Raw genomic sequence first — 21251 nt, 5'->3', positions numbered from 1 at the left:
AAAAATAGCCACCCTGAGGTGGCTATTTTAGCAGTATTACTGCTTATAATCGCTCTAATACCGCAGCGGTAAAGTCGGTGGTACCGAAGCTGCCGCCTAAATCACGTGTGGTGCGGTCGCCGCTGGCAATAACGTCAGCCAGAGCACTGCGGATCTTCTCCGCTTTGTCTTGCATCCCTAAGTATTCCAACATCTGGATAGATGCCAGGATCACTGAACTTGGGTTAGCCAGGTTTTTTCCGGCGATATCCGGTGCACTGCCGTGAACTGCTTCAAAAATAGCACACTCCGTGCCGATATTAGCACCTGGCGCCATGCCTAAACCGCCGACTAAGCCGGCACATAAATCCGATAAAATATCGCCAAACAGGTTAGTGGTAACAATAACGTCGAACTGCTGCGGGTTCATTACCAACTGCATACAGGCGTTATCGACAATCATTTCCTGAGCTTCAATATCCGGGTAACGGGTTGCTACTTCGCGTGCTGTTTTAAGAAATAAACCTGAGGTTGATTTCAGAATATTCGCCTTATGTACAATAGTCACTTTTTTACGCTTTTCGCGGCGTGCGGTTTCAAAAGCGAATACTGCAATACGCTCGGCACCTTCTTTGGTAACGATACTGGTGGCTTCGGCTACCATGCCATCAGCTGATACTACCTGGCCATGGCCTGAGTACATGCCCTCAGTGTTTTCACGGATAGTAATAATGTCGATATTCTCGTAGCGTGCTTTGGTGCCTTTGAAGGAAATCACCGGCCGTACGTTTGAATACAGGTTGAATTTTTTCCGCAGGGTCACGTTAATGGACGTAAAACCTTCGCCTACCGGTGTGGTAAGCGGGCCTTTTAATGTGATCTTATTGCGGGCTATGGCATCCAGCGTAGCTTGTGGCAATAGCTCGCCGGTTTTTTCCAGTGCAGTTAAGCCGGCATCGACGTATTCGTAGTCGAATTCACAGCCAACTTTGTCCAGCACCTGAATTGCAGCTTCTACAATGCTGGGGCCTATGCCGTCGCCTTTGATGACAGTAATCGTTTGCTTGCTCATGGGGATCCTTAGCAGTGTTATTTACGTGAAAAGCGGGCCTCTGACGGGCCTGAAAACGGCGCTGAATATAGCAGTTTTCCACTATTGGCGCCAGTTTGGTGAAAGTTTACCTTAGTTATCCCGCTTATATCCTGTATAACGCTGATGAATGATGTAATAAAACTACAATGTTAACAGTAAAGGGCAATGACTACTGGCGTGGCCGGCAACAGTTGTAAGCCAGGGTAGCGTGTCAAAACGGTTTCCGGTATCGGCTGCATACCGTTGTAGTAGTTCTGGCAGCTCAGGCGGAATGTTTGTGGCATATATCGCCTGACAACTGTACCAGGCAATTAATAGTGTTAGCGTGGCGTTATCGCACTGGGTTGGCTGTTTTTGCAGGATCAGTAGCAGTTTTTGCGTCGGTGCTAACCAATCGGTTAATTGATATTGTTGCAGTAATTTGCATATCAGCGCGCTGGCGGCGGCTTTCTGGTACAGGCTGAAATCAGGCAATGCTGCATAGCCTGGCCTGTCTTGCCCCAACGGACTCAGACGAAAGCCACTGCTATCAAACCATAGCGGCGCGCACAGGCATCTTGCTAAAGCCCGGCTTTTGGCCACCGACATAGCGCCATTTGTCAGTAAATGCAGACTGCAGGCAAAACCCGTCGTGAGTTGTTGCAACATGGCTTGCTGCGGGTGATGTAGTAAGCTGAGTTGGTTGTTTAGCTCGGCATCTATCAATACAGTGTCTAACAAGTCGCGGCCGATAAGATTGACCGCCAGCGGTAAATCGCTTATTAGCTGCTGTTGCCGGTTAAGCTCGCTTGCTAACTGTAACACCGGTTCGCGCCATGCTGGTGTTGAGCTTAAGGTAGCGGCCAGCACTTTATTGTTGCTGTGGCGTAATTGCTGATAAGCAGAGTTGTTAACCAGGGTTGCAGCGGTAATGCGCGGTGAAAGCTGAGGTTGTTTGAGCCATTGTATAATTTTACGTAGTAGCGCCAGTTCATGCTCGCAGCGGCTGCGCGTAATGCGGTTTGCCAGTTGTGTTGAAAAACTGTTGTCTGCTGTTGGAGTGTTAAGCCGCGTAACCAGTGTTAACAGCGAACTGAGCGCTTGCTGGCGCCAATACACTATTTTGCGCTCTGTAGCATAACAGCCACGCAGTAGCTGCAGCAGTGTCGGTGGCATTACCACCTGTAGCAGTTTGGCGCTGAGCAAAGGTGGATAAGATTGCAGTTTAGGCTGCGTTTTCGCCTCAGGTAGCAGATCACTGAGACCAGAGTAATAGCTGGCATGAAGTAATAGTTGCACCGCACCTCTCGGCCAGTTTAGCCAGCTGCAGACACTCAATAGCAACTCGCTGCGCCACAAGGCGTCGGGCAGGGCTGAGCAGTCGGTTAATTGTGACTGAGTAGCCAAAGCCGCATGTAAGCGTTGTTGGCATAATTGCTGGCTAAGCACAGCCAACCGCTTACTGTCGGGGTGCTGTTGCAGTTGGCTGCGCGCTTGCTGCCAGGGCGTTATCAATTCCGCAATTGACACTGTGTCAGTTTGCATTGGCGCTCAGCGACTGATAGCGACTTACAGCATTATCGCCAATTGCAATCAACTGGCGGTTTTTAAACAGTAAAGCCGTACATTCATCTGCAGTGGTAATGCCATCCGCTGTCCGTCTTTGGGTGCGATAATACAATACCTGATAAATGTCAGCATTGTCGGAAAAAGCGGCGGTGATATCCGGGCTGCCTAATCTGTCTAGTACCTGCTGTTGTTTAGTCGTGCCCGACACTGTGAATTGACGGATAATTTTTGCGTTAAACACTTCCCGGTCAACCCAGTTCATTTGCTCAACATCATCCTGATACCAAAACAATGCTGCCAGCGTAAGTAGTACATAGAGCAGCAATCCAGCGGCTAGCCAGACCAACTTGTTAGTGATGAGTTTACGTAAGGTAACTGGCATCAGTGAGCTCCCGTGACCTGTACGCGCATGTCCTGTAAGTTCAGCCCCAGTTGGATATCTGTGCGCAGTGTCAACAGCTGCATGAATACTTTAATTTGATCTTTTTGCGCCAGAATTTTTTCTCTGAGTTTTTTATGGCAATCCGGGTGTTCTAACGCATCCGTCAGGGTGGCGCCAAGTGCCAGCAGGTCATGCGCGCCTTTTGGTCCAATACCTGTTACGCCAGGAATATTATTGGTGCTATCACCCACCAGGCTCCAATAACGCACCAGATTTGCTGAACTGACACCGAACTTTTGCTGCACGTCTTGCTCGGTGTGAAACTGGCGGGCAAAGGTGTCGTAGACATGAATATTGTCTGATAACAATGGTAAAAAGCCTTTGTCAGTAGAAACAATAGTCACTTGCATGCCGTGTTGTGCAAGCTTGGTTGCTACTGAAGCAATAACATCATCCGCTTCGCTGTCGTTGTGCTGCACATGCTGAATACCCAAGGCTGTAACCGATTGCACTAAACCTGCCATAGCATCAGCCAAAATAGCGGGCATCGGCTTGCGGTTGGCTTTGTATTGCGGATACAGTGCTTTGCGCCATGGGCTATGTTGGCCATCAAGCACCATTAAGGCATGGCTGGGGCTAAATTCTTTTAGCAAGCGTTGCAGAGCCTGGCGCAGCATGTTGTCAGTATTTTGTATGATCTGCGCCCGGGTGCCATCGGTTACCTGCTCTGGTAGTGGCTGGTAAGGCCTCTCCTGTACGGCGTACAACCTACGGATTAAATTAAGCGCGTCAATCAGCAGCACCTGTGTCATTTAACGGATAACCCGATAACATGGTTCATATTTACTACCTGGCAGTTTCATCCGGCCTTGCTCAACAAAAGCCTGCAGTAGGGTGTCCATCATATGCATTAATCTGGCTTCACCTGAAATTTCAAACGGGCCATGCTGGCGGATTGCCCTGATACCTTCATCTTTCACGTTGCCTGCAACAATGCCTGAGAAGGCCCGGCGCAAATTAGCTGCCAGTTTTGCTTTGTCTTGTTCTGTGTGCAAGTTTAGTGCGGCCATATTGGCATGATTCGGGATAAAAGGCTGCTGAAAGTCCTGCTCTACATTGAGCGTCCAGTTAAAATGATAAGCATCACCGACCGTTTTGCGATACTGTCTTACTTCTGCAGCGCCGAGCTTTAATTTCTTTGCAACGGCTGGCGCATCATCAATGATAACGTCAAACAGCTTTAACGCTGCATCACCAAGGGTATTGCTGATAAAACTGACAATTTCGCTGAAATAAGCTTCGCTTTGTTTTGGCCCGGTCAGGATCACTGGCAGACGTTGTTGCTGGTTATCCTGATGCAGCATGATGCCAAGCAGGTATAATAGCTCTTCCGCTGTTCCTGCACCGCCCGGAAAGACAATAATACCATGTGCCACCCTGACGAAACCTTCCAGGCGTTTTTCTATATCGGGTAAAATGACTAGCTGGTTTACTATGGGGTTTGGTGGTTCAGCAGCGATAATGCTCGGCTCGGTTAGGCCCAAGTAGCGACCGTTGCTGATACGTTGCTTATTGTGACCTATAGTGGCGCCTTTCATCGGGCCTTTCATCGCGCCCGGACCACAGCCGGTGCAGATATTCATACCACGTAAGCCTAATTGATAGCCTACTTCTTTGGTATATTTGTACTCCGCTTCATTGATAGAATGTCCGCCCCAACACACCACCATATTGGGTTCATTGCTGGCATCAATAACCCGGGCATTCCGCAGAATATCAAATACCGTGTGAGTAATATGAGCGCTGTTGTTTAAATCCAGCCAGCTTTTGTGGCTTTGCAAGCGGCTGTGGTAGAACAAAATATCGCGCAACACAGCGAATAAGTGTTCGTGGATACCTTTGATAATCTGACCATCAACAAAAGCCCGCAGCGGCGGGTTAAATAATTCAATTTTGATTCCACGTTCACGGCTTATCAGGTTTACCTTAAAATCAGCAAACTGTTCGTAAATTTCGGCTGAACTGTCTGTATGGCTGCCAACATTAAGTACCGCCAGGCAGCAGTTACGAAACAGCCGGAACGCTTCTTGTTGCGTGTTCTGTTTTAAATGATCGACTTCAAGCTGAGATAATAAGTCCATAGACCCAAGCGGGTTTAACTGTACATGCATAGGTACTCCTTTCCAATATGAGGTGCATAGCAGTTTAGGTAGCGGGTTTTAGAATAACTTTATTCCGTCCTGCCTTTTTCGCTTCATACAGCGCCTCATCTGCGCGGTCAAATGCACTGCGGCTGCTGTCGGTGATTGTTAACTGTGTGGCACCAAAAGAAATGCTAATAGGAACATGAGTGTTCTTGAATTTAAACGGCATTTTGCCGATTTTGTCCTTCAACGCATTGAGTGGCGCTTCCAGATCAGCAAGTGCAGTTTCCGGAAATAAAATAACAAACTCTTCACCGCCATAGCGGGCGATAAAATCGGTTTCCCGCAAGCCATTTCTTAGTGCCTTTGCTATAGCTTTAAGGGTCTTATCACCGGCACTGTGGCCATAATTGTCATTAATATTTTTAAAATGATCGACATCTGCCAGCGCAATACATAACGGCTTCTGGTAACGCTGCCAACGCTTAATTTCCAGCTGGTAACGTTCATCCAGTGCTGCGCGGTTTGGTATTTCGGTTAGCGCATCCTGTAAGCTGCGAAATTGCTGCTCTGAAATGCGCTTTTTAAAATTACTGGCATCAGTTTCCAGCTCATTTAACCGTTTTTCCATATTCCCCAGCGTTAACAAAAAGTTGCCGCGTTCCTGCTGTTCAAGCTGCTCTTTCTCGCGTAAAGAACTGGTGATCGCCGTCAGTTTGTCACTTACCAATAATTTCAGTTGTTCCAGTGAGGTAGCTCTTTCACTTGCCTCACTCAGATGGGTAATTTGCAGCTCGATTTGCTGGTTGAGCCGTTGCATTTTTTGCTTCATCTCACCAGAGCAACTTAGCGATGAGACAACGGCTTGCTGCACGTTAGACAAGGCATCATTGAGCTTTAACAGGAAGTGCTCAGCCGACTGACGCTCTTTATTAATACTACTAATAATAACACTGATAGTTTTAAGACAGGCTTCCAGCAGTTGCTCAATGCTAAGGTTGTTAAGCAAGCTTAGCCGGATGATGTCCATTTCTGCAGCGCTATCTTCGGCAAACGTCAGCTCGCTAAGTAAGTTAGTCAGCTCCAGACTGATCTGGCGGCAAATGTGGCCGTAGCGCTCATCATCGCCCTGGTCGGTACTTTGCAATTGCTGTCTGGCTTGCATTGCTGTTTGGTACAAACGGACTAAATCGGTAAGGTAAGGGAGAAAAGCATGCACAGTTGCAGACGGTTGTTCCACTTTGCCTAATAATTGACGCAAATCACGGCGCAATTGATCCGGCAGGCCTTTTTGCTGTTGCAGCAGCTTACCGGCATTGGTCAGACCTTGTTGTACGCGCTGCACATCTTGCTGATGCCGGGTTTCCAATTGCTTCAGACTTTCATTGGTACCCTCTATGAAGGGTAGCAACTTTTCCAAGTCAGTGCCGCGGTTTAGTTCGGTGCGTAGCTTTGCCAGCCGGTTATCCAGATCAACATCAACGCCTTTGCATGCCAATGACAGGCGAGACACAAAAGAAGCCAGAATTTTGAACTGTGCCTGATAAGTATCTTCCAGTGCTTTGCGTGCTTTTAGCGCCTTGCTTAGTTGGTCATCCTGCAAAATTGCCACCTTTGCCCGTGTTGTTAAATCTATGTTTAGGCTTAAGTATATCGGCAATCCAGATAAAAGGGAGCAGACTTTATGCATTTATGCCGTAAAAAAACAGCTGGCGTTGTAGCCAGCTGTGACAGGGTAATTATTTTTCTCCTGAATTACTTCTTACACAGGTAGTAAGGTAACCAGGATTGTTCTTCAGTAGAGGTAAGATATTGCATAATCAGCATTCCTTTTGGGAACTACAGCCTTGCAGTCCGTCTGCAAGGCGCCGCATATTTAAGCAGATTTAGCTGGTTTTTGAAAGTCCAGTCGTAATGTTTCTTATTGAGTTACGTTTTTTTGCTCGGCTTTATGGTAGTTGAAATCTATGTAATATTTTTATAATCAAGGTTTTAACTGTCACTGCCGGCCGGGGCGATGGTTTTTAATTCGTAATTGCCTATGTAATATTACATATTACTGTCGGCTTAGGCGGATGGTTGGTGGCGAGCAGGGCTCGCTGCTGCGCCACGGATTAATATCCAGGCCGCCGCGGCGGGTATAGCGGGCATATACCGCAAGAAACGCCGGCTGGCAAAGCCGCCAGATGTCGGTATAAATGCGCTCAACACATTGTTCATGAAACTCGTTGTGGCTACGAAAACTAATCAGATAACGCAATAGGCTTTCATGATCCAATGCTGTGCCGCGGTAATGAATATATACACTGGCCCAATCAGGCTGAGACGTAATAAGACAATTTGATTTTAATAGATGCGAATGCAGTTTTTCTTCGACGATAGCGCCATCTGCTTGTGTTTTTAGTAAACCGGCATCGTATTGGTATTGCTCAATTTCAATATCCAGATCATCAATGCAACGGCCAGGCAGCCAGGTTGGCTGAAATGCTGTAATTTCATTGACATTATGCAGACTAACTTTTACCTGCTTGCCGGCGCAGGCCGACAAGTCATGTTGCAGGTGACGATACACCAGGCCTAAATCAGCAAACCGGCTTTGATTGAAGCTGTTCAGATAGAGCTTAAATGATTTGGATTCGATCAGATTGGCTGAGTCAAATGGGACAACAAAAGTAGCCAGCGCAACCATTGGTTTACCCTTGGCGTTCAACCAAGACAATTCATAGCCATGCCAAATGTCCTGGCCAACAAAGGGCAGTGCTTTCGGGTCCAAGCCAATGTCGTCACGCCCAAGCGCGCGAGGCACTGCCTGCAACAAACTGGCATCATACTGCTCAGCATAGGCTGTGGTTTTGCCCAGGCTTAAACCGGTCAGGGCGTCGGAATATAGGTTGGTCATAACAGGTTTTGTCTTTTGCGCTGGCTTAACGATACAATAGCGCCAGTTTATCACAAAGTGTAATGGCAGATCCCGTGACTCTTTCCGACATTTATCCGCAGTTTATCCAACAGATGCTGCTATGGCAGCAACAAAACCAGCAGATGTTGCGAACCTGGGCTGATGAAAGCAGCCCGTCACCATGTCAGCTTGGCGACATCGAACAAAACGAAGTGCAATGGCAACCTGTATTACAGCAGCCGCAGGCAGATTTCAGTAATGTTGAACATGCGCTGGAGCTGACATTGCACAGTGATATCAAGCAATTTTATCAGTTGTATTACGGTGCCGGGTTGGCCGCAGAGCATGCGCGCGGTAAGTTAATATTGTTGATGGTGTGGAACAGTGATGACGTCAAACGGCTGCAAGAAAATATTATTGGCCATATTATAATGAAGCGTCGTCTTAAACAGCGCGAGACAGTATTTTTCGCCACAACTGAAGATGATGACATTATGTTGTCAGTACTGAACAGCAGTGGTGAGGTGTATCTGGAACATGTTGGCCAGGAAGTGACAGAAAAGCTGGCAGATAGTCTTGCGCAGTTTATTGATCAGCTGTCGCCGTGCTCTGCTGAGGGGCTTTGACAATCCCAGGCGATATTGCTTACTAATTGACAAGCATCGCATTTAAAATCGAATAATTGCAGCAATGGCTCGGTTAAACACCAGTTGCCACCACAGCCAGGGCAGGGCTTCTGTGCCTCCAGGCTACAATTGTTGCTGCTGCCGCTGTATACCGCATAATACACCTTAATATTGTTATGCCTGGCAAGCTCTCGTGCAAGGCGGCGTCCTTGTTTGTTAAGCTCGCTGTGCAGCTGTTGCAAGCTGCGTTCTGCCGTTTTGTATAATACCCGGTTTTGTTGCATTTGAATTTCGTCTAACGCCTGATACTGCAGTTGCCAGCGGATCAGCTGTTCATGGTCTGTGTTGGGGCTGGCGATCTGATATAAAGGCACTGGCGCCAGATCGGCACCACAACGCAGCGGCGAGCAAGTATCGCTGAAACGACTATACAGTATGTAGAAATCAACCTGCTGGCACGGGTCAGTGTGTTGAGACATTAAATCCATACCAAGCAGCTTTACCTGCGGATAAGCCAACCCTGCGGCAGCCAGCTGTTGCTGTGCAGCGGCTCCTCTGTCGCTATGATAGCGTTGTTGTAGGGCATTTTCAGTGGGTAACACAACGCGACAAGCAAAGCTATGCTGTTGCCAGGCGGTGGGGAATTCACGGCCTAATACCTGGCCATTAAATATCAGCGCTTCAATATAATTACGGATAGCGTTTTCAGAAAGATTAAAATCGGTATCCGCAATAACTTTGAATGTCAGTTCGGCAAGATACATCAGCTTTTAGCTTGCATGCTGAGTAATGCGTCAAGTTTAGCTTCAATCCGGTTTAGCTGCTGTTGTAAATCATCCGGCTGAACCGCTGTTGGCATGAGTTCGGACTGCGTTTCTGTTTCATCTGTCGCCGCAGCGGCGTATAGCGGATGATTGCGCCAGTGCTGATAAGCAGCGAATAATTGTTGTGGCGTTATTCTTCCCGCCAGGCGGGCACGAAATAGCGCCAGGCTTGGGCTTTTACCTTCCTGTTTTAATTGCGTGGCGACTTGTTGCAGCAGTTGTATCGTGTCGGTCATTAAGTGCCTTCGGGTGTTTGTTTGACTAACTAATAGCGAAATTTACCATCAATATACTAAGAAAGATAACTGCAATTTCATAATGCATTGTTTTTAAATAATTTAATTGGTGGCATGCTCTTTGCTAAAAACAAAGCAGCCTGAAATGCCGGCCAATTATGTAAAACAACCAAGGAAAGTGATTATGTTAGCAAAAACTTTTGTCGCAGCTGCTTTGGCAGTGACGTTATCAGGGTGTGTGGTTTCTGTAGGGGGTAACCATGAGTTTGATGATGACAGTAATTGGAAAAAAACACAGCACGCAAACCTGCAACAAATTAACAAGCTTGTGCTGGATATGAGCGCGGATGATGTTCGTACTTTATTAGGCTCGCCGGACTTTACCGAGGCGTTTAATAAAGAGGGTAGCACTGTACAAGTGTTGTTTTACCGCACGCATCATCACAAGAGTGATGGTAAAACCACCAAAGAAGAATGCACACCGCTAATTTTTAAACAAAATCGTTTAACCGGCTGGGGCGATAAAGCCTATCAATATCTGTAATACTTTAGAGCGCGGCGGGCCCTGCCTGCCTCGCTCTGGCGCCATGCTTAGTGTAACAACGCATTTAGCTCATCAATAATTTCGCACCATTCAGCATCTTGCTTTAGTGATTCATGTAAAAAACTGGCCTGCGCCTGTGTCCAGAACGGAGCATCCTGAATTGCCATGCCCGGTGCCAGTTTGTGCTGCTGTAAAAACTGACTGACGGCCCGCTCATCATTGTCCAGGCCCAATTGGGCGAACAGGGTTGCCATATTGTGCGCTGAGGTATCCATTGTGGCTCCTTTTAATTACCTGTATTGACATGTCTGTCTGAAAGCATAGCTGCTATCGGTGTTTTTGCTGAAATCCGTCTCTTGGCATTTTATATCCACACTGCTATTGTGGTGAAAAAAACTACAATAACCAAGGAGCCGCCATGCTGGCAGAGCTTAATGCGACAGAGTTAGAACGGTTACAAGCTATTTTACTTAGTGCCGAGGAATTAAAGCTGGCGGCGTCTCTGCTGTATCAGTCTTACCATGATGACCCCTTATTTATGGAAATTTTTCGTGCTGACAAACCAGACTATGAACAGCGACTGCGCGCCGCAATCCGTGAAGAGCTCAGCACCTTTTGGCAGGCAGGGCAGCCTATAATCGGGTTATTTAACGCTGACCAATTACTGGGAGTGGCCTGTGTCATTACACCAGACTCAGGTATCGGTGCCAGCCGCTTGTGGCATTGGCGGCTAAAAATGTTGCTCACAGCAGGTTATGTGTCTACCCGGCAATTATTAGAAAAAGAGCAAAAAATTCATGCTGCCATGCCAGCACAGCGTTACCACATGCTGGCCTTTATTGCGGTCGCACCAAGGCATCAGCATCTGGGGTTGGGCCATTACCTTATTCACGCAGTAGACTCCATTGTCGACAAAGACGAACAATCTGCGGGTATTGGTGTTTTTGTTACACTGCAGAAGTACAAAGCCTTTTTCGCCGGAGATTTATATCAGCCTGTTACAGAGCTGACGTTTAATACCGTAAGTGGTACGCTGATGTTCCGCCAGCGGCAACCGCAGGTTGTCTGACACAACACCGGAGCAACGCGTATGAGTAAATTCCGTAGTTTCGCCGAATTTTATCCGTACTACTTAAGTGAGCACCGCCATCCCCTATGCCGCGCCTTGCATTACTGTGGCAGCGCTTTGGTGCTAGCGGTATTGTTGTTCGCCATTGTTAGCCGGCAGTGGTCGTATTTGTGGTTGTTACCGGTCATAGGCTATGGTTTCGCCTGGTTGGGACATCTGGTGTTTGAGCACAATAAGCCGGCTACTTTTAAGTATCCGTTGTACAGTTTGGCGGCCGACTGGGTGATGTTTAAAGACTTTGTAACCGGCCAGTTAAAAGACAAACTACCGGCTAATTAATACGATACGCCGGTAAGTTAAATGCCGCCAGGCGCATACCGCTTAGCAACAATTCAGCCTGATAACGGCTTTCACCATCGCCGCTAAAATCAACCTGATAGCGGGTGATAAAGCGCAGCCTGCCGTTTATTTTACGAAAACTGTGGCCGCTACGCCCGCAATCGAGCAGCTGCAGCTGCTGTTGCTGACACAACTGGCCTGCCACCACTACAGCACGTTCATCTTGTTTACGTTGCATCCAAAACAGATAACAAATGCTGCTGATCACCAACAGCAATAACACTGAGCCCATGTACTTCTCCTGCTTGTCTGGGCAGATAATGCTGATTCTAACTCGTTTTTACAAGGGCTGGTTGCGGCTTTTGCTTGTGTTAAACTACGCTGCTTAATCTGAGGTGCTTATGTCAAAAGCGGTTGAATGCCTGTTAAATGAGCTGGAAGCTGAGTTACGCCAACAACAATTATGGCGCACATCGCCACCTGATAAGGCTGCTATGGCCAGCACACTGCCTTTTTGTTACGACACGCTGGCGTTGGAGCAGTGGCTGCAATTTATTTTTATACCGCGCATGCAGGCGTTGCTAGATACCAATACGCCGTTGCCGCAAGCCGTTAATATTTTGCCCATGGCAGAGCTTGCTTTTCAGCATAACGCTAGCGCAATGGCAGCCATACTGGACATTATTCGCCGCATTGATAATACCTTGTCGGGGGTGCAATGACCGCTGCGCTGCCATTTGTGCTGACTACGCCCCTGAGTATTATTTATCAGGATCAGTATATCGTGGCGGTTGATAAACCCAGTGGCATGCTGGTGCATCGCTCGTTTTTGGATAAACACGAAACGGTGTTTGTAATGCAAACCCTAAGAGATCAGCTTGGGCAGCATGTGTTCCCGGTGCATCGGTTAGACCGGCCTACATCTGGGGTGTTGTTATTCGCATTATCCAGCGAGGTGGCTCACCTGTTATGCAAACAGCAAGAGCAACAGCTGTGGCGTAAACATTATCTGGCAGTAGTGCGCGGCTTCATGCTTAGCGGTGGTGAGCTTGACTATCCACTAAAAGAACAGCTGGACGATATTGCCGATAAGTTCAGTAGAGATGACAAAGCGCCGCAGCAAGCAGTAACCCGTTATCAGCCCTTGCAACAGGTAGAACTACCTATACCGGTAAGTAAATATCCGGCAGCACGGTATGCTTTAGTCGCGCTGCAGCCGCTGACCGGCCGCAAACATCAGCTACGCCGCCATTTGGCGCATTTACGCCATCCAATTGTAGGCGATACCAGCCATGGTGATGGTAAACACAATGCATTGTTTAAACAGCATTTTAATTGCAAGCGTTTGTTATTAATTGCCAAACAGTTGCAGTTGCCGCATCCGGTGAGCGGCGAACTTTTAACGCTTAGCGCCGGTCTGAATGAGCTTGAACTGTTGTTCAGCCAATTTGGCTGGCCGATAGATGAAGCATATTATCAGCAACAATTTGCTGAGCTTTTTATGGAGGAAAAATGGCAAAAATCGCCCTGATTGTCGGCAGTGTATATGGCGCGGCCCAATATGTCGCTGAAGAGGCTCAGCCGCTGTTAACCGGCCTGGGACATGAGGTTAAGTTATTTGAAGAAGCTAAATTGGATGATGTGCTTAGCTTTAATGCTGATATCTGGTTGGTGCTAAGCTCTACCACGGGGCAGGGCGATATTCCGGATAATCTGCTGCCATTTTATCTTGATGTACAAAACCGCTTTCCGTTACTTACCGGCAAACACTTTGCCGTGATCGCCTTGGGTGACAGCAGTTACGACACTTTCTGCGGTGCCGCCGAGCAGCTACGCGAGTTACTGCTGGAAATTCAGGGCACAGAACTTGCGCCTATGCTGCGCATTGATGCCGGCGAAACACTGGAGCCGGAAACTATTGCTTTACCCTGGCTTAAACAGCAGTTTGCAACATAGCGCTGCAGCCTGTTTGCAGCATGTATGCTGACGCTTAAAGTTGCTCGCGTAGCTTTAGCAACTGCTTTCTACGCGCAGCGCTGACTTTGGGGTAATGCATTTTCAGGTTCTGTAGCGTCTCGACGACAATTTGCGAGATGATTAGCCTGGCGTTTTTCTTGTCATCAGCCGGCACAATAAACCAGGGCGATAGCGCTGTACTTGTAGTGCTGAGGCAGGCTTCATAAGCGCGCATATAGTCATTCCAGTGGCCGCGCTCTTTTACATCGGCAATGCTGAACTTCCAGTTTTTCTCCGGCTCGTCTATGCGCGCCAAAAACCGTTCGCGCTGCTCATCTTTTGACAGATGCAAAAAAAATTTAAGCACCTGGGTTCTGTTGCTGCTTAAATGCGCCTCAAGATCGATTATTGATTTAAAACGCTCGTCCCAGATAGCATGGCCAGCTATGGCATCATCAGAAAAGCCTTGCGATTTGAGTAACTCAGGGTGTACCCGCACTATCAGTACTTCTTCGTAGTAAGAGCGGTTAAAGATACCAATCTGTCCCCGCTGTGGCAGGCGTTTGCCGGTACGCCAGAGGAAGTCGTGCTGTAGCTCTTCAGTGCTGGGTTGTTTAAAGCTAAACACCTGACAGCCTTGTGGATTGACACCCGACATCACATGACGGATGGCGCTGTCTTTACCTGCGGTATCCATGCCCTGAAAAATTAATAATAAAGCGTGTTTATTCGACGCGTAGTGAAGTCGCTGCAGCTCACTTAGCTCGTCAACCTGCTGCTGTAACATCTTCTTGTAGGTTTTCTTAGAATCATAAGCCGGCTCAACCTTAGTTGGGCGCTGCGACAGGTCGACACTCTGGGCCGGTAGCACACGGTAATCATCCGGCTTAATTTTCATGATATTTCCTTTTTGGTGCGCACAGCGCGCCCGGGGATGTCAGTATTGACTGTGGTACCAAGCATAGACGCTGTTAGCGACAAGGCCAGTTATAGCTTGGTGCTCCCTACTGAAAAGCTAACAGTATTTGTCCAACTTGTTGTAAGCCTGTGCGCCCGCGGCTTTTAATGCCGGATCGTTTTGTGCTGCCAGTTTGTCTACCCACATGGCGGTGGCGCCGCATACCGCTATTGGCATTACAAATAAGTTAAACAGCGGGATCATGCAGGCAATATTTACTGTAACGCCAAAGGCAAAGCTGTTGGCAGGCTGGGCGCGCAGTTGGGCCCGCATAGTGCGAAAGTCAATTTTATTGTTGTCGTACGGGTAATCAACATACTGAATAGCCAGCAGCCAGCTGGTAAATAAAAACCACAGTATCGGTCCGATAACCGGCAGAAATAAAAACAGCACAAATAAAATAATGGCGCGAGGCAAGGCATACAGCAGTTTTTGCCACTCGCGACCGAGCATGCGCGGTATATCTTTAACAAAGGCCGCCATTGTGGTGTTGGCAATAACCCGGCCTGATAAATGCGCTTCTACTTTTTCACTGAGTAAGCCGTTAAAAGGCGCAGCGATGAAGTTCGCGACCATGGTAAAACTGTACGCTAAGCCGATAACCAACGTCATTACGCCCAATGGGATAAGTAAATACTCCAGCCAGTGTAGCCAGGCGGGTAAATACTGTTGTACTGCGCTGACCATAGCGTTGACCTGTTGCAGCAAAACATAGAATGCGAAGGAAAACAGCAGCAGATTGATTAATAACGGCACCAGCACAAAACGCTTTAAACCTTTGGTCTGGATCAAATTTAAGCCACGAAAAAAATAGTACATTAGCGCTCAGAGAGGTTAAGGTTGAACTTGAACGCAGTATAAAGGCTTTTATCCTGCGTTTAAGCCAACAAGCTGGCTTTTTTCGTAACAGAATATAATGTTGTAACACGGCTGGTTTCAATTGCCGTTTGATTTTGTGCTAGAATGCGCGCACTTTTTGGCGGCTGCCTTGCTGCAGTAAGCCCCGTTTTTAACATGTCAGGTAAGGGTAAGTTATGGCGATATTAGGTTCTGCGCTGGTGTTTGGGTTAACTACGCTGTGTTTGCTGGCAGGGTTAACTTGTCTGATTTCAGCGCTATTGGTGCCAGCAGCAGAGGGCGCTGAGAAACAATTTGAAAAACGTCTGGAATACGGCATGTTTGCTGCTGTGGGTTTAGTTAGCTTTGCAGTGATGCTGTATATCGGCTAGTTGCAACATAGCATGATACAGTTACAACATTAAAAAACGGCAGCCTGAGCTGCCGTTTTGCTATCTGCTAAAGATTACTCTACGCTGCGCAGCAGGGCATTAATGCCCACTTTTGCGCGGGTTTGCGCATCCACTTTCTTCACAATAATGGCCGCGTATAAACTGTGGCTGCCATCTTTTGACGGGATAGAGCCCGGCACCACAACCGCACCTGCCGGAACGCGGCCGTAGCTGATTTCACCGGTTTCACGATCGTAAATGCGCGTGCTCTGGCTGATATAAACGCCCATTGACAGTACTGCACCTTCTTCAACAATAACGCCTTCAACCACTTCAGAGCGGGCACCGATAAAGCAGTTGTCTTCAATAATGGTTGGGTTAGCCTGCAATGGCTCTAATACGCCGCCAATACCAACACCACCGGACAAATGCACGTTCTTACCAATTTGTGCACAGCTGCCCACCGTGGCCCAGGTGTCTACCATAGTACCTTCACCGACATAAGCACCAATGTTAACGTAAGATGGCATTAGCACCACGTTTTTGGCGATGTAGCTGCCACGGCGTACCGCAGCCGGTGGCACCACGCGCACACCATCGGCACGGAATTGCGCGTCGTCGTAACTGGCATATTTCATGGGTACTTTATCGAAAAAGCGGTTTTCAGCACCGTCCATAACAATGTTGTCGTTAATGCGAAATGACAGTAACACGGCTTTTTTCAGCCATTGATGCACAACCCATTCACCGGCAATTTTTTCGGCTACCCTGGCGCTGCCGTTATCCAGCATGCTGATGGCGGTGCTGACGGCGTGCTTCACTTCTGCCGTTACCGTGCTTGGGGTTATGTCGGTACGTTGTTCAAATGCTTGTTCTATAATGCTTTTTAACTCTGACATTGTCGTTGTTAGCCTTCTGTTTGCTGTGATAGTTGCTCAATCAGGGCACGCTTTAGTGCGCTTTGCTGCTCACTGGACAGCGCCTGATCATCGCTATTGGAAATCATAAAAAAATCTTCTGCCCGCTCGCCAATGGTGGTGATTTTCGCCGCGTGTATGTTGACATCACAGCGCTGAAATACCTCACCTATATTGGCCAATAAACCGGGGGTGTCTAGTGCGGCCAGCTCTATCATGGTGCGTTTAGCGGTATTGCCGGGTAAAAATACCACCTTGGGCGGCACATTAAACTGGCGCATCTGCCGTGACAACCTGGTTTTTTGCCGCGACAAATCCGGCTTGCCAGCAATAAATAACTCTAGCGCCCGTTTAATACTTTGTTGGCGTGAGGGTGAGTTAACGGCTTCACCGTTTTGCTCCAGCACCACAAAGGTATCCATGGCATAACCGTCTTTATTGGTCATGATCTGGGCATCAAAAATTGTTACTTTTTTGCTGTCCAGCGCCGCGACTAAGCGGGCAAATAATTTCGGCTGGTCTTTGGTATAAATAAATACCTGGGTACCGCCGCGGATCGGCGCTTTACTGATTAACACCAATGGTTCGTCCGGGTTTTTATGCCGCAAAATATGCTCGCAGTGCCAGGCAATTTGCCGCGCGCTATAACGGGCAAAGTAATCGGCTTTTATCCTGCTCCATAAATGCAGTATTTCGCTTTCGCTAAAAGTTTGCTTTAGCAGTAGCGGCATGGCTTCGCTTTGGTTTTCGCGGATTAGATCGCGCAGGTCCATCGGTTTTTCCAGCCCGCGGCGAAACGCTTTTTGCGTCGCTAAAAACAGCTCGCGCAACAATGAGCCTTTCCAGTCGTTCCATAAGTTGTCGTTGGTGGCACGGATATCAGCCAGCGTTAAACAATACAGGTAGTTAAGTCGGGTTTCGTCACGTACTTTTTCGGCAAACTCAGCGACTATTGCCGGGTCATGGATATCACGGCGCTGCGCAGTAACAGACATCAATAAATGATGCTCTACCAGCCAGGCAATCAGTTTGCTGTCAAAATCACTGAGCTTATGCAACTTGGCAAATTCGCGCACATCCATGGCACCAAGCTCGGAGTGATCGCCGCCGCGGCCTTTGGCAATATCGTGAAAAATGCCGGCCAAATATAGCAGCTCTGGTTTTTCCATTTTCTTGACGATATCACTACACAGCGGAAATTCGCTTTCGTGCTCGCTTAGCGTGTACTTATACAGGTTTTTTAATAAGCGGTGGGTATGCTCATCGACGGTGTAGGCATGAAATAAATCGAACTGCATTTGGCCGACAATATTACGCCACTGCGGCAGGTAAGCCGCCAGCACACCATAGCGGTGCATTAGTGTAATGGCTTTATCCATACCGCGTGGATGGCGGATAATGGCTAAAAACAGCTGGCGGCAGGCTTCATAGTCCTGTAAATCACCCATTAAACGCCGGCGTACCTGGCGGACAAGCCGCATAGTAGAAGAGTGCACGCCGGTAATGTTCGAGTTGTTAGCAATATGCCAAAACAGCCGTAGCAGGTTGTCGCGCCTGGCAAACACCGCATTATCGCGGGCAACAATTAAATGGCCTTGTAGCTCAAAATAATCATCTAAGATCAGCGTCTTAACTTTATCTTTATGGTTTAGTATGCTGCCGTCAAAGTGCTGCAGCAGCATTTCGTTTAATTCAGCAACGCGCTGTACGGTGCGGAAAAACCGTTTCATCATCCGCTCTACCGAGGCTTTGCCATCGGCGCCAAATCCCAGCCGCTCTGCTACTGCGGGCTGGTAGTCAAACAGAATGCGGTTTTCGTTACGGCCGGCTTCTAAATGTAGCGCAAAGCGCATTTGCCAAAGGTATGCCTCACACTCCATCAGTTCCTGATATTCATCTTCAGTCAGGTATTGATAAGCCACTAGCTCGCGCATGGTGCGGGTTTGGAAATGCCGCTTCGCTACCCAGCCGATGGTTTGAATGTCGCGCAGGCCACCCGGATTGGCTTTTAAGTTCGGCTCCAGGTTGTAAGCGGTACCGTGATACTGGGCATGCCGCTGCTGTTGTTCGTGACGCTTGGCCTGAAAAAACGCCTGGCTGGTCCAGAAGCTGTCTTTGCTAACGTCGAGTTGTAATTGTTCAAACAGCGGTTTATTGCCGGTAAGCAGACGCATCTCCAACAGGTTGGTGGCGATGGTGATGTCTTCTTTGCCCAGCTTAATAGATTCTTTAAGTGTGCGCACGCTGTGGCCAACTTCAAGGCGCAGATCCCACAGCACGGTAATAAACTGGCCAACGGCGTCTTGCTGAGCTGCAGAGAGTCGGCCATCTGTCAGCAGCAGCAAATCAATGTCAGAGCAGGGGTGCAGCTCGCCCCGGCCATAGCCACCTACCGCTATCAGGCTGACATCTTTACTTTTGTGCAAATCAAACTTGTGCCACAGCTGTACCAGCACATCGTCGATAAAATGCGCCCGGGCCTTAACCAGACTATTCACCGGATGCTGCGAAAAGCTGCGGCCAAGCCAGTCATGAAATTCAGCAAAATGCTTTTTATAACTGTCCAGGCTGTAATTGTCCGGAAGCGCTTTGCTATACATTACCGCCTGGCTCATTAAGGTACTCCTGTAAGGCGTTTATTCTGCTGTTAATATTCGATCTATTGTATCGTCGCTGCGCAGGGTTAAAATTTCACAGCCGGTGTCAGTTACTAAAATAGTGTGTTCGAACTGGGCCGATAAACTACGATCTTTAGTGACAACCGTCCAGCCGTCTGCCAATAATTTGCTGTGGCGTGCGCCTGCGTTAATCATCGGCTCGATAGTTAAACACATACCTGTGGTTAAAGTTTCGCCGGTGCCGGGCTTGCCGTAATGCAGCACCTGCGGGTCTTCATGAAACACCGCACCGATACCATGGCCACAATATTCGCGCACTACCGAGTAACTATGTGCTTCGGCATGTTGTTGAATAACATGACCAATATCACCTAAGCGCACGCCATTTTTTACTTTTTTCAGCGCCAGATACATGCACTCTTGCGTCACCCGAATAAGCCGCTCAGCCAGGATGCTGGGCTTGCCAACGACAAACATTCTTGAGGTATCGCCGTGGTAACCGTCTTTAATTACCGTGATATCAATATTAATGATATCGCCGTCTTTCAGCTTTTTATCGGCAGGTATGCCATGGCAAATTACCTGATTAACTGAGGTGCAGATCGACTTAGGGAAACCGTGGTAATTCAAGGGTGCTGGTATCGCTTGTTGTTCATTAACAATGAAGTTGTGACAGATGGTGTTAAGCTCGTCGGTGGTGACACCGGCTTTTACATAAGGCTCAATCATCTCCAGCACCTGTGCAGCCAAGCGGCCTGCCACACGCATTTTTTCAATTTCGGCCGGGGTTTTGATAGTCGCTGTCATGCTGTCTCTCTGTTTTTTTGGGTAACACCAGGCTATGGCATTACTGCTGTAAAAATACACATTAGATTGTGTTTGTAAGGTGTCTATGGTATAAAGCGCGCCGCAAATTAGCAAATTGCTTTAGTGCATATTGCAGAACCTTTTGTTCTTTAATATGGCTAATAGCATCGCAGTTTGCCTAACGTAAACAAAACACACATGTATCGACACATATTCCGGGGTGCTTTTTGTGCTACTGAACCACAGTAGGCTTAAGGTCGGCATATGGGATACATGGAGGCTTAACCCCTTATACAGGAAAATAAATCATGGCAAAAGTTTCTATGCGCGACATGCTCCAGGCGGGCGTGCACTTCGGTCACCAAACCCGTTACTGGAACCCAAAAATGAAGCCATTCATTTTTGGTGCGCGTAACAAGGTACATATCATCAACCTGGAACAAACTGTTCCTATGATGAACGATGCACTGGCATTCATTCAGCAAGTAGCAGCGAAAAAGGGCAAAATCCTGTTCGTTGGTACTAAGCGTGCGGCTTCTGAAGCAATTAAAGAAGCGGCAAGCAAAGTGGACCAGTTCTACGTAAACCACCGCTGGTTAGGCGGCATGCTGACTAACTGGAAAACAGTGCGTCAGTCAATCAAGCGTTTAAAAGATCTGGAAGCACAGAGCCAGGACGGTACTTTCGACAAGCTGACTAAGAAAGAAGCTTTAGACCGTACCCGTGAAATGGACAAGCTGGAAAAGAGCTTAGGCGGTATTAAAGATATGGGCGGCTTGCCAGACGTGCTGTTCGTAATCGACGCTGACCATGAGCATATTGCTATCAAAGAAGCCAACAACTTGGGTATTCCGGTTGTATCTATCGTTGATACTAACTCTGATCCAAAAGGCGTTGACTATGTAATTCCAGGTAACGATGACGCGATCCGCGCCATTCAGTTATACCTGGCTGCTGTTGGTCAGGCTATCCTGGAAGGTCGTGACAAAAACATCGAAGTACAGGCAGAAGCCGAAGCCTTCGTTGTTGAAGCAGAGTAATTTCTCTGTCATTAGCGCAGGTTAAACTTGCGTTAAACAGTGC

At 48.0% G+C, this 21251-nt stretch carries 25 protein-coding genes; 9 read left to right on the top strand and 16 right to left on the bottom strand.

The window, feature by feature from the left end; all coding sequences use genetic code 11:
• Positions 1-43: 43 nt before the first annotated feature.
• The 7 genes from ACYVIC_RS19235 to queF all read right to left on the bottom strand — a co-directional run bounded on the left by ACYVIC_RS19235 (position 44) and on the right by queF (position 8045).
• Positions 44-1051, bottom strand: coding sequence for an isocitrate dehydrogenase (locus tag ACYVIC_RS19235; RefSeq protein WP_460862537.1), 1008 nt, complete (start codon positions 1049-1051; stop codon positions 44-46).
• A gap of 162 nt (positions 1052-1213) precedes the next feature.
• Entirely contained in the window at positions 1214-2596 is a 1383-nt protein-coding gene (locus ACYVIC_RS19230) for a hypothetical protein (RefSeq protein ID WP_460862536.1), read from the bottom strand.
• Positions 2586-3002 carry a DUF3192 domain-containing protein gene (locus ACYVIC_RS19225; RefSeq protein WP_460862535.1) on the bottom strand — a complete coding sequence of 139 codons (417 nt, stop codon included), beginning with the start codon at positions 3000-3002 and terminating at the stop codon, positions 2586-2588. The genes ACYVIC_RS19230 and ACYVIC_RS19225 overlap by 11 nt, the downstream gene beginning before the upstream one ends.
• Complete coding sequence (gene xni / locus ACYVIC_RS19220) at positions 3002-3814, bottom strand: flap endonuclease Xni (protein WP_460862534.1); 813 nt, start codon at positions 3812-3814, stop codon at positions 3002-3004. Before xni ends, ACYVIC_RS19225 begins: the two co-directional genes overlap by 1 nt.
• Entirely contained in the window at positions 3815-5173 is a 1359-nt protein-coding gene (ppnN, locus tag ACYVIC_RS19215) for a nucleotide 5'-monophosphate nucleosidase PpnN (RefSeq protein ID WP_460862532.1), read from the bottom strand.
• A gap of 34 nt (positions 5174-5207) precedes the next feature.
• Positions 5208-6758 (bottom strand): sensor domain-containing diguanylate cyclase, encoded by a 1551-nt coding sequence (locus ACYVIC_RS19210; protein WP_460862531.1) that lies wholly within the window; start codon positions 6756-6758, stop codon positions 5208-5210.
• 444 nt (positions 6759-7202) lie between these two features.
• Positions 7203-8045, bottom strand: a complete 843-nt coding sequence (queF, locus tag ACYVIC_RS19205; RefSeq protein WP_460862529.1) for an NADPH-dependent 7-cyano-7-deazaguanine reductase QueF — start codon at positions 8043-8045, stop codon at positions 7203-7205.
• Between the two features lie 74 nt (positions 8046-8119).
• On the opposite strand from queF, the gene syd reads away from it, so the two are divergent.
• Positions 8120-8671, top strand: coding sequence for a SecY-interacting protein (gene syd / locus ACYVIC_RS19200; protein WP_460862528.1), 552 nt, complete (start codon positions 8120-8122; stop codon positions 8669-8671).
• On the opposite strand, the gene ACYVIC_RS19195 is transcribed toward syd, so the two are convergent.
• The gene (locus ACYVIC_RS19195; RefSeq protein WP_460862526.1) at positions 8638-9435 is read right to left on the bottom strand and encodes a DUF2310 family Zn-ribbon-containing protein; all 798 of its coding nucleotides are present in this window, start codon (positions 9433-9435) and stop codon (positions 8638-8640) included. The genes syd and ACYVIC_RS19195 overlap by 34 nt on opposite strands.
• Positions 9435-9731 (bottom strand): hypothetical protein, encoded by a 297-nt coding sequence (locus tag ACYVIC_RS19190; RefSeq protein WP_460862525.1) that lies wholly within the window; start codon positions 9729-9731, stop codon positions 9435-9437. The genes ACYVIC_RS19195 and ACYVIC_RS19190 overlap by 1 nt, the downstream gene beginning before the upstream one ends.
• Positions 9732-9915: 184 nt before the next feature.
• Here ACYVIC_RS19190 and ACYVIC_RS19185 point away from each other — a divergent pair, with 184 nt between their 5' ends.
• Positions 9916-10275, top strand: a complete 360-nt coding sequence (locus ACYVIC_RS19185) for a DUF3192 domain-containing protein (protein WP_460862523.1) — start codon at positions 9916-9918, stop codon at positions 10273-10275.
• Positions 10276-10322: 47 nt separating this feature from the next.
• On the opposite strand, the gene ACYVIC_RS19180 is transcribed toward ACYVIC_RS19185, so the two are convergent.
• Positions 10323-10550 (bottom strand): DUF2789 domain-containing protein, encoded by a 228-nt coding sequence (locus tag ACYVIC_RS19180; RefSeq protein ID WP_460862522.1) that lies wholly within the window; start codon positions 10548-10550, stop codon positions 10323-10325.
• A 143-nt stretch (positions 10551-10693) separates the two neighbouring features.
• Here ACYVIC_RS19180 and ACYVIC_RS19175 point away from each other — a divergent pair, with 143 nt between their 5' ends.
• Together ACYVIC_RS19175 and ACYVIC_RS19170 are read left to right on the top strand one after the other, a co-directional pair.
• Complete coding sequence (locus tag ACYVIC_RS19175; RefSeq protein WP_460862520.1) at positions 10694-11344, top strand: GNAT family N-acetyltransferase; 651 nt, start codon at positions 10694-10696, stop codon at positions 11342-11344.
• 21 nt (positions 11345-11365) lie between these two features.
• On the top strand, positions 11366-11683 hold the full coding sequence (locus tag ACYVIC_RS19170) for an Mpo1-like protein (RefSeq protein ID WP_460862518.1): 318 nt from the start codon (positions 11366-11368) through the stop codon (positions 11681-11683).
• Here ACYVIC_RS19170 and ACYVIC_RS19165 read toward each other — a convergent pair.
• The gene (locus ACYVIC_RS19165; protein ID WP_460862515.1) at positions 11676-11975 is read right to left on the bottom strand and encodes a DUF3301 domain-containing protein; all 300 of its coding nucleotides are present in this window, start codon (positions 11973-11975) and stop codon (positions 11676-11678) included. The genes ACYVIC_RS19170 and ACYVIC_RS19165 overlap by 8 nt on opposite strands.
• Before the next feature lie 109 nt (positions 11976-12084).
• On the opposite strand from ACYVIC_RS19165, the gene ACYVIC_RS19160 reads away from it, so the two are divergent.
• Genes ACYVIC_RS19160 through ACYVIC_RS19150 form a run of 3 tightly spaced genes read left to right on the top strand, consistent with a single transcriptional unit; the run spans position 12085 to position 13639 of the window.
• Entirely contained in the window at positions 12085-12405 is a 321-nt protein-coding gene (locus ACYVIC_RS19160; protein ID WP_460862513.1) for a YqcC family protein, read from the top strand.
• Complete coding sequence (truC, locus tag ACYVIC_RS19155) at positions 12402-13214, top strand: tRNA pseudouridine(65) synthase TruC (protein ID WP_460862511.1); 813 nt, start codon at positions 12402-12404, stop codon at positions 13212-13214. Before ACYVIC_RS19160 ends, truC begins: the two co-directional genes overlap by 4 nt.
• Positions 13196-13639 carry a flavodoxin gene (locus tag ACYVIC_RS19150; RefSeq protein WP_460862509.1) on the top strand — a complete coding sequence of 148 codons (444 nt, stop codon included), beginning with the start codon at positions 13196-13198 and terminating at the stop codon, positions 13637-13639. The genes truC and ACYVIC_RS19150 overlap by 19 nt, the downstream gene beginning before the upstream one ends.
• Before the next feature lie 34 nt (positions 13640-13673).
• On the opposite strand, the gene ACYVIC_RS19145 is transcribed toward ACYVIC_RS19150, so the two are convergent.
• Both ACYVIC_RS19145 and cysZ read right to left on the bottom strand, forming a co-directional pair.
• Positions 13674-14537, bottom strand: a complete 864-nt coding sequence (locus ACYVIC_RS19145; RefSeq protein WP_460862508.1) for an ADP-polyphosphate phosphotransferase — start codon at positions 14535-14537, stop codon at positions 13674-13676.
• 117 nt (positions 14538-14654) lie between these two features.
• Positions 14655-15416, bottom strand: coding sequence for a sulfate transporter CysZ (gene cysZ, locus ACYVIC_RS19140; RefSeq protein ID WP_460862506.1), 762 nt, complete (start codon positions 15414-15416; stop codon positions 14655-14657).
• Between the two features lie 215 nt (positions 15417-15631).
• On the opposite strand from cysZ, the gene ACYVIC_RS19135 reads away from it, so the two are divergent.
• A complete protein-coding gene (locus ACYVIC_RS19135; RefSeq protein ID WP_460862504.1) occupies positions 15632-15826 on the top strand; it encodes a hypothetical protein in 195 nt (64 codons plus the stop codon).
• 74 nt (positions 15827-15900) lie between these two features.
• Here ACYVIC_RS19135 and dapD read toward each other — a convergent pair whose 3' ends face one another.
• Genes dapD through map form a run of 3 tightly spaced genes read right to left on the bottom strand, consistent with a single transcriptional unit; the run spans position 15901 to position 20168 of the window.
• Entirely contained in the window at positions 15901-16725 is an 825-nt protein-coding gene (dapD, locus tag ACYVIC_RS19130; RefSeq protein WP_460862502.1) for a 2,3,4,5-tetrahydropyridine-2,6-dicarboxylate N-succinyltransferase, read from the bottom strand.
• Between the two features lie 8 nt (positions 16726-16733).
• A complete protein-coding gene (glnD, locus tag ACYVIC_RS19125) occupies positions 16734-19358 on the bottom strand; it encodes a bifunctional uridylyltransferase/uridylyl-removing protein GlnD (RefSeq protein WP_460862500.1) in 2625 nt (874 codons plus the stop codon).
• Positions 19359-19379: 21 nt separating this feature from the next.
• Positions 19380-20168, bottom strand: coding sequence for a type I methionyl aminopeptidase (map, locus tag ACYVIC_RS19120; protein ID WP_460862499.1), 789 nt, complete (start codon positions 20166-20168; stop codon positions 19380-19382).
• 308 nt (positions 20169-20476) lie between these two features.
• Between map and rpsB the strand changes: the two genes are divergently transcribed.
• Positions 20477-21208, top strand: a complete 732-nt coding sequence (gene rpsB / locus ACYVIC_RS19115; RefSeq protein ID WP_460862497.1) for a 30S ribosomal protein S2 — start codon at positions 20477-20479, stop codon at positions 21206-21208.
• Positions 21209-21251 lie beyond the last annotated feature (43 nt).

The sequence above is a fragment of the Rheinheimera gaetbuli genome, from assembly GCF_054781935.1.
Note: the sequence above shows the minus strand (reverse complement) of the source record. Positions and strands in the feature narration are given on the sequence as shown.

Coding starts and splice junctions, on each gene's coding strand:
- ACYVIC_RS19235 (WP_460862537.1), bottom strand. CDS start 1,051: ATGAGCAAGCAAACGATTACTGTCATCAAAGGCGACGGCATAGGCCCC.
- ACYVIC_RS19230 (WP_460862536.1), bottom strand. CDS start 2,596: ATGCAAACTGACACAGTGTCAATTGCGGAATTGATAACGCCCTGGCAG.
- ACYVIC_RS19225 (WP_460862535.1), bottom strand. CDS start 3,002: ATGCCAGTTACCTTACGTAAACTCATCACTAACAAGTTGGTCTGGCTA.
- xni (WP_460862534.1), bottom strand. CDS start 3,814: ATGACACAGGTGCTGCTGATTGACGCGCTTAATTTAATCCGTAGGTTG.
- ppnN (WP_460862532.1), bottom strand. CDS start 5,173: ATGCATGTACAGTTAAACCCGCTTGGGTCTATGGACTTATTATCTCAG.
- queF (WP_460862529.1), bottom strand. CDS start 8,045: ATGACCAACCTATATTCCGACGCCCTGACCGGTTTAAGCCTGGGCAAA.
- ACYVIC_RS19195 (WP_460862526.1), bottom strand. CDS start 9,435: ATGTATCTTGCCGAACTGACATTCAAAGTTATTGCGGATACCGATTTT.
- ACYVIC_RS19190 (WP_460862525.1), bottom strand. CDS start 9,731: ATGACCGACACGATACAACTGCTGCAACAAGTCGCCACGCAATTAAAA.
- ACYVIC_RS19185 (WP_460862523.1), top strand. CDS start 9,916: ATGTTAGCAAAAACTTTTGTCGCAGCTGCTTTGGCAGTGACGTTATCA.
- ACYVIC_RS19180 (WP_460862522.1), bottom strand. CDS start 10,550: ATGGATACCTCAGCGCACAATATGGCAACCCTGTTCGCCCAATTGGGC.
- ACYVIC_RS19175 (WP_460862520.1), top strand. CDS start 10,694: ATGCTGGCAGAGCTTAATGCGACAGAGTTAGAACGGTTACAAGCTATT.
- ACYVIC_RS19170 (WP_460862518.1), top strand. CDS start 11,366: ATGAGTAAATTCCGTAGTTTCGCCGAATTTTATCCGTACTACTTAAGT.
- ACYVIC_RS19165 (WP_460862515.1), bottom strand. CDS start 11,975: ATGGGCTCAGTGTTATTGCTGTTGGTGATCAGCAGCATTTGTTATCTG.
- ACYVIC_RS19160 (WP_460862513.1), top strand. CDS start 12,085: ATGTCAAAAGCGGTTGAATGCCTGTTAAATGAGCTGGAAGCTGAGTTA.
- truC (WP_460862511.1), top strand. CDS start 12,402: ATGACCGCTGCGCTGCCATTTGTGCTGACTACGCCCCTGAGTATTATT.
- ACYVIC_RS19150 (WP_460862509.1), top strand. CDS start 13,196: ATGGCAAAAATCGCCCTGATTGTCGGCAGTGTATATGGCGCGGCCCAA.
- ACYVIC_RS19145 (WP_460862508.1), bottom strand. CDS start 14,537: ATGAAAATTAAGCCGGATGATTACCGTGTGCTACCGGCCCAGAGTGTC.
- cysZ (WP_460862506.1), bottom strand. CDS start 15,416: ATGTACTATTTTTTTCGTGGCTTAAATTTGATCCAGACCAAAGGTTTA.
- ACYVIC_RS19135 (WP_460862504.1), top strand. CDS start 15,632: ATGGCGATATTAGGTTCTGCGCTGGTGTTTGGGTTAACTACGCTGTGT.
- dapD (WP_460862502.1), bottom strand. CDS start 16,725: ATGTCAGAGTTAAAAAGCATTATAGAACAAGCATTTGAACAACGTACC.
- glnD (WP_460862500.1), bottom strand. CDS start 19,358: ATGAGCCAGGCGGTAATGTATAGCAAAGCGCTTCCGGACAATTACAGC.
- map (WP_460862499.1), bottom strand. CDS start 20,168: ATGACAGCGACTATCAAAACCCCGGCCGAAATTGAAAAAATGCGTGTG.
- rpsB (WP_460862497.1), top strand. CDS start 20,477: ATGGCAAAAGTTTCTATGCGCGACATGCTCCAGGCGGGCGTGCACTTC.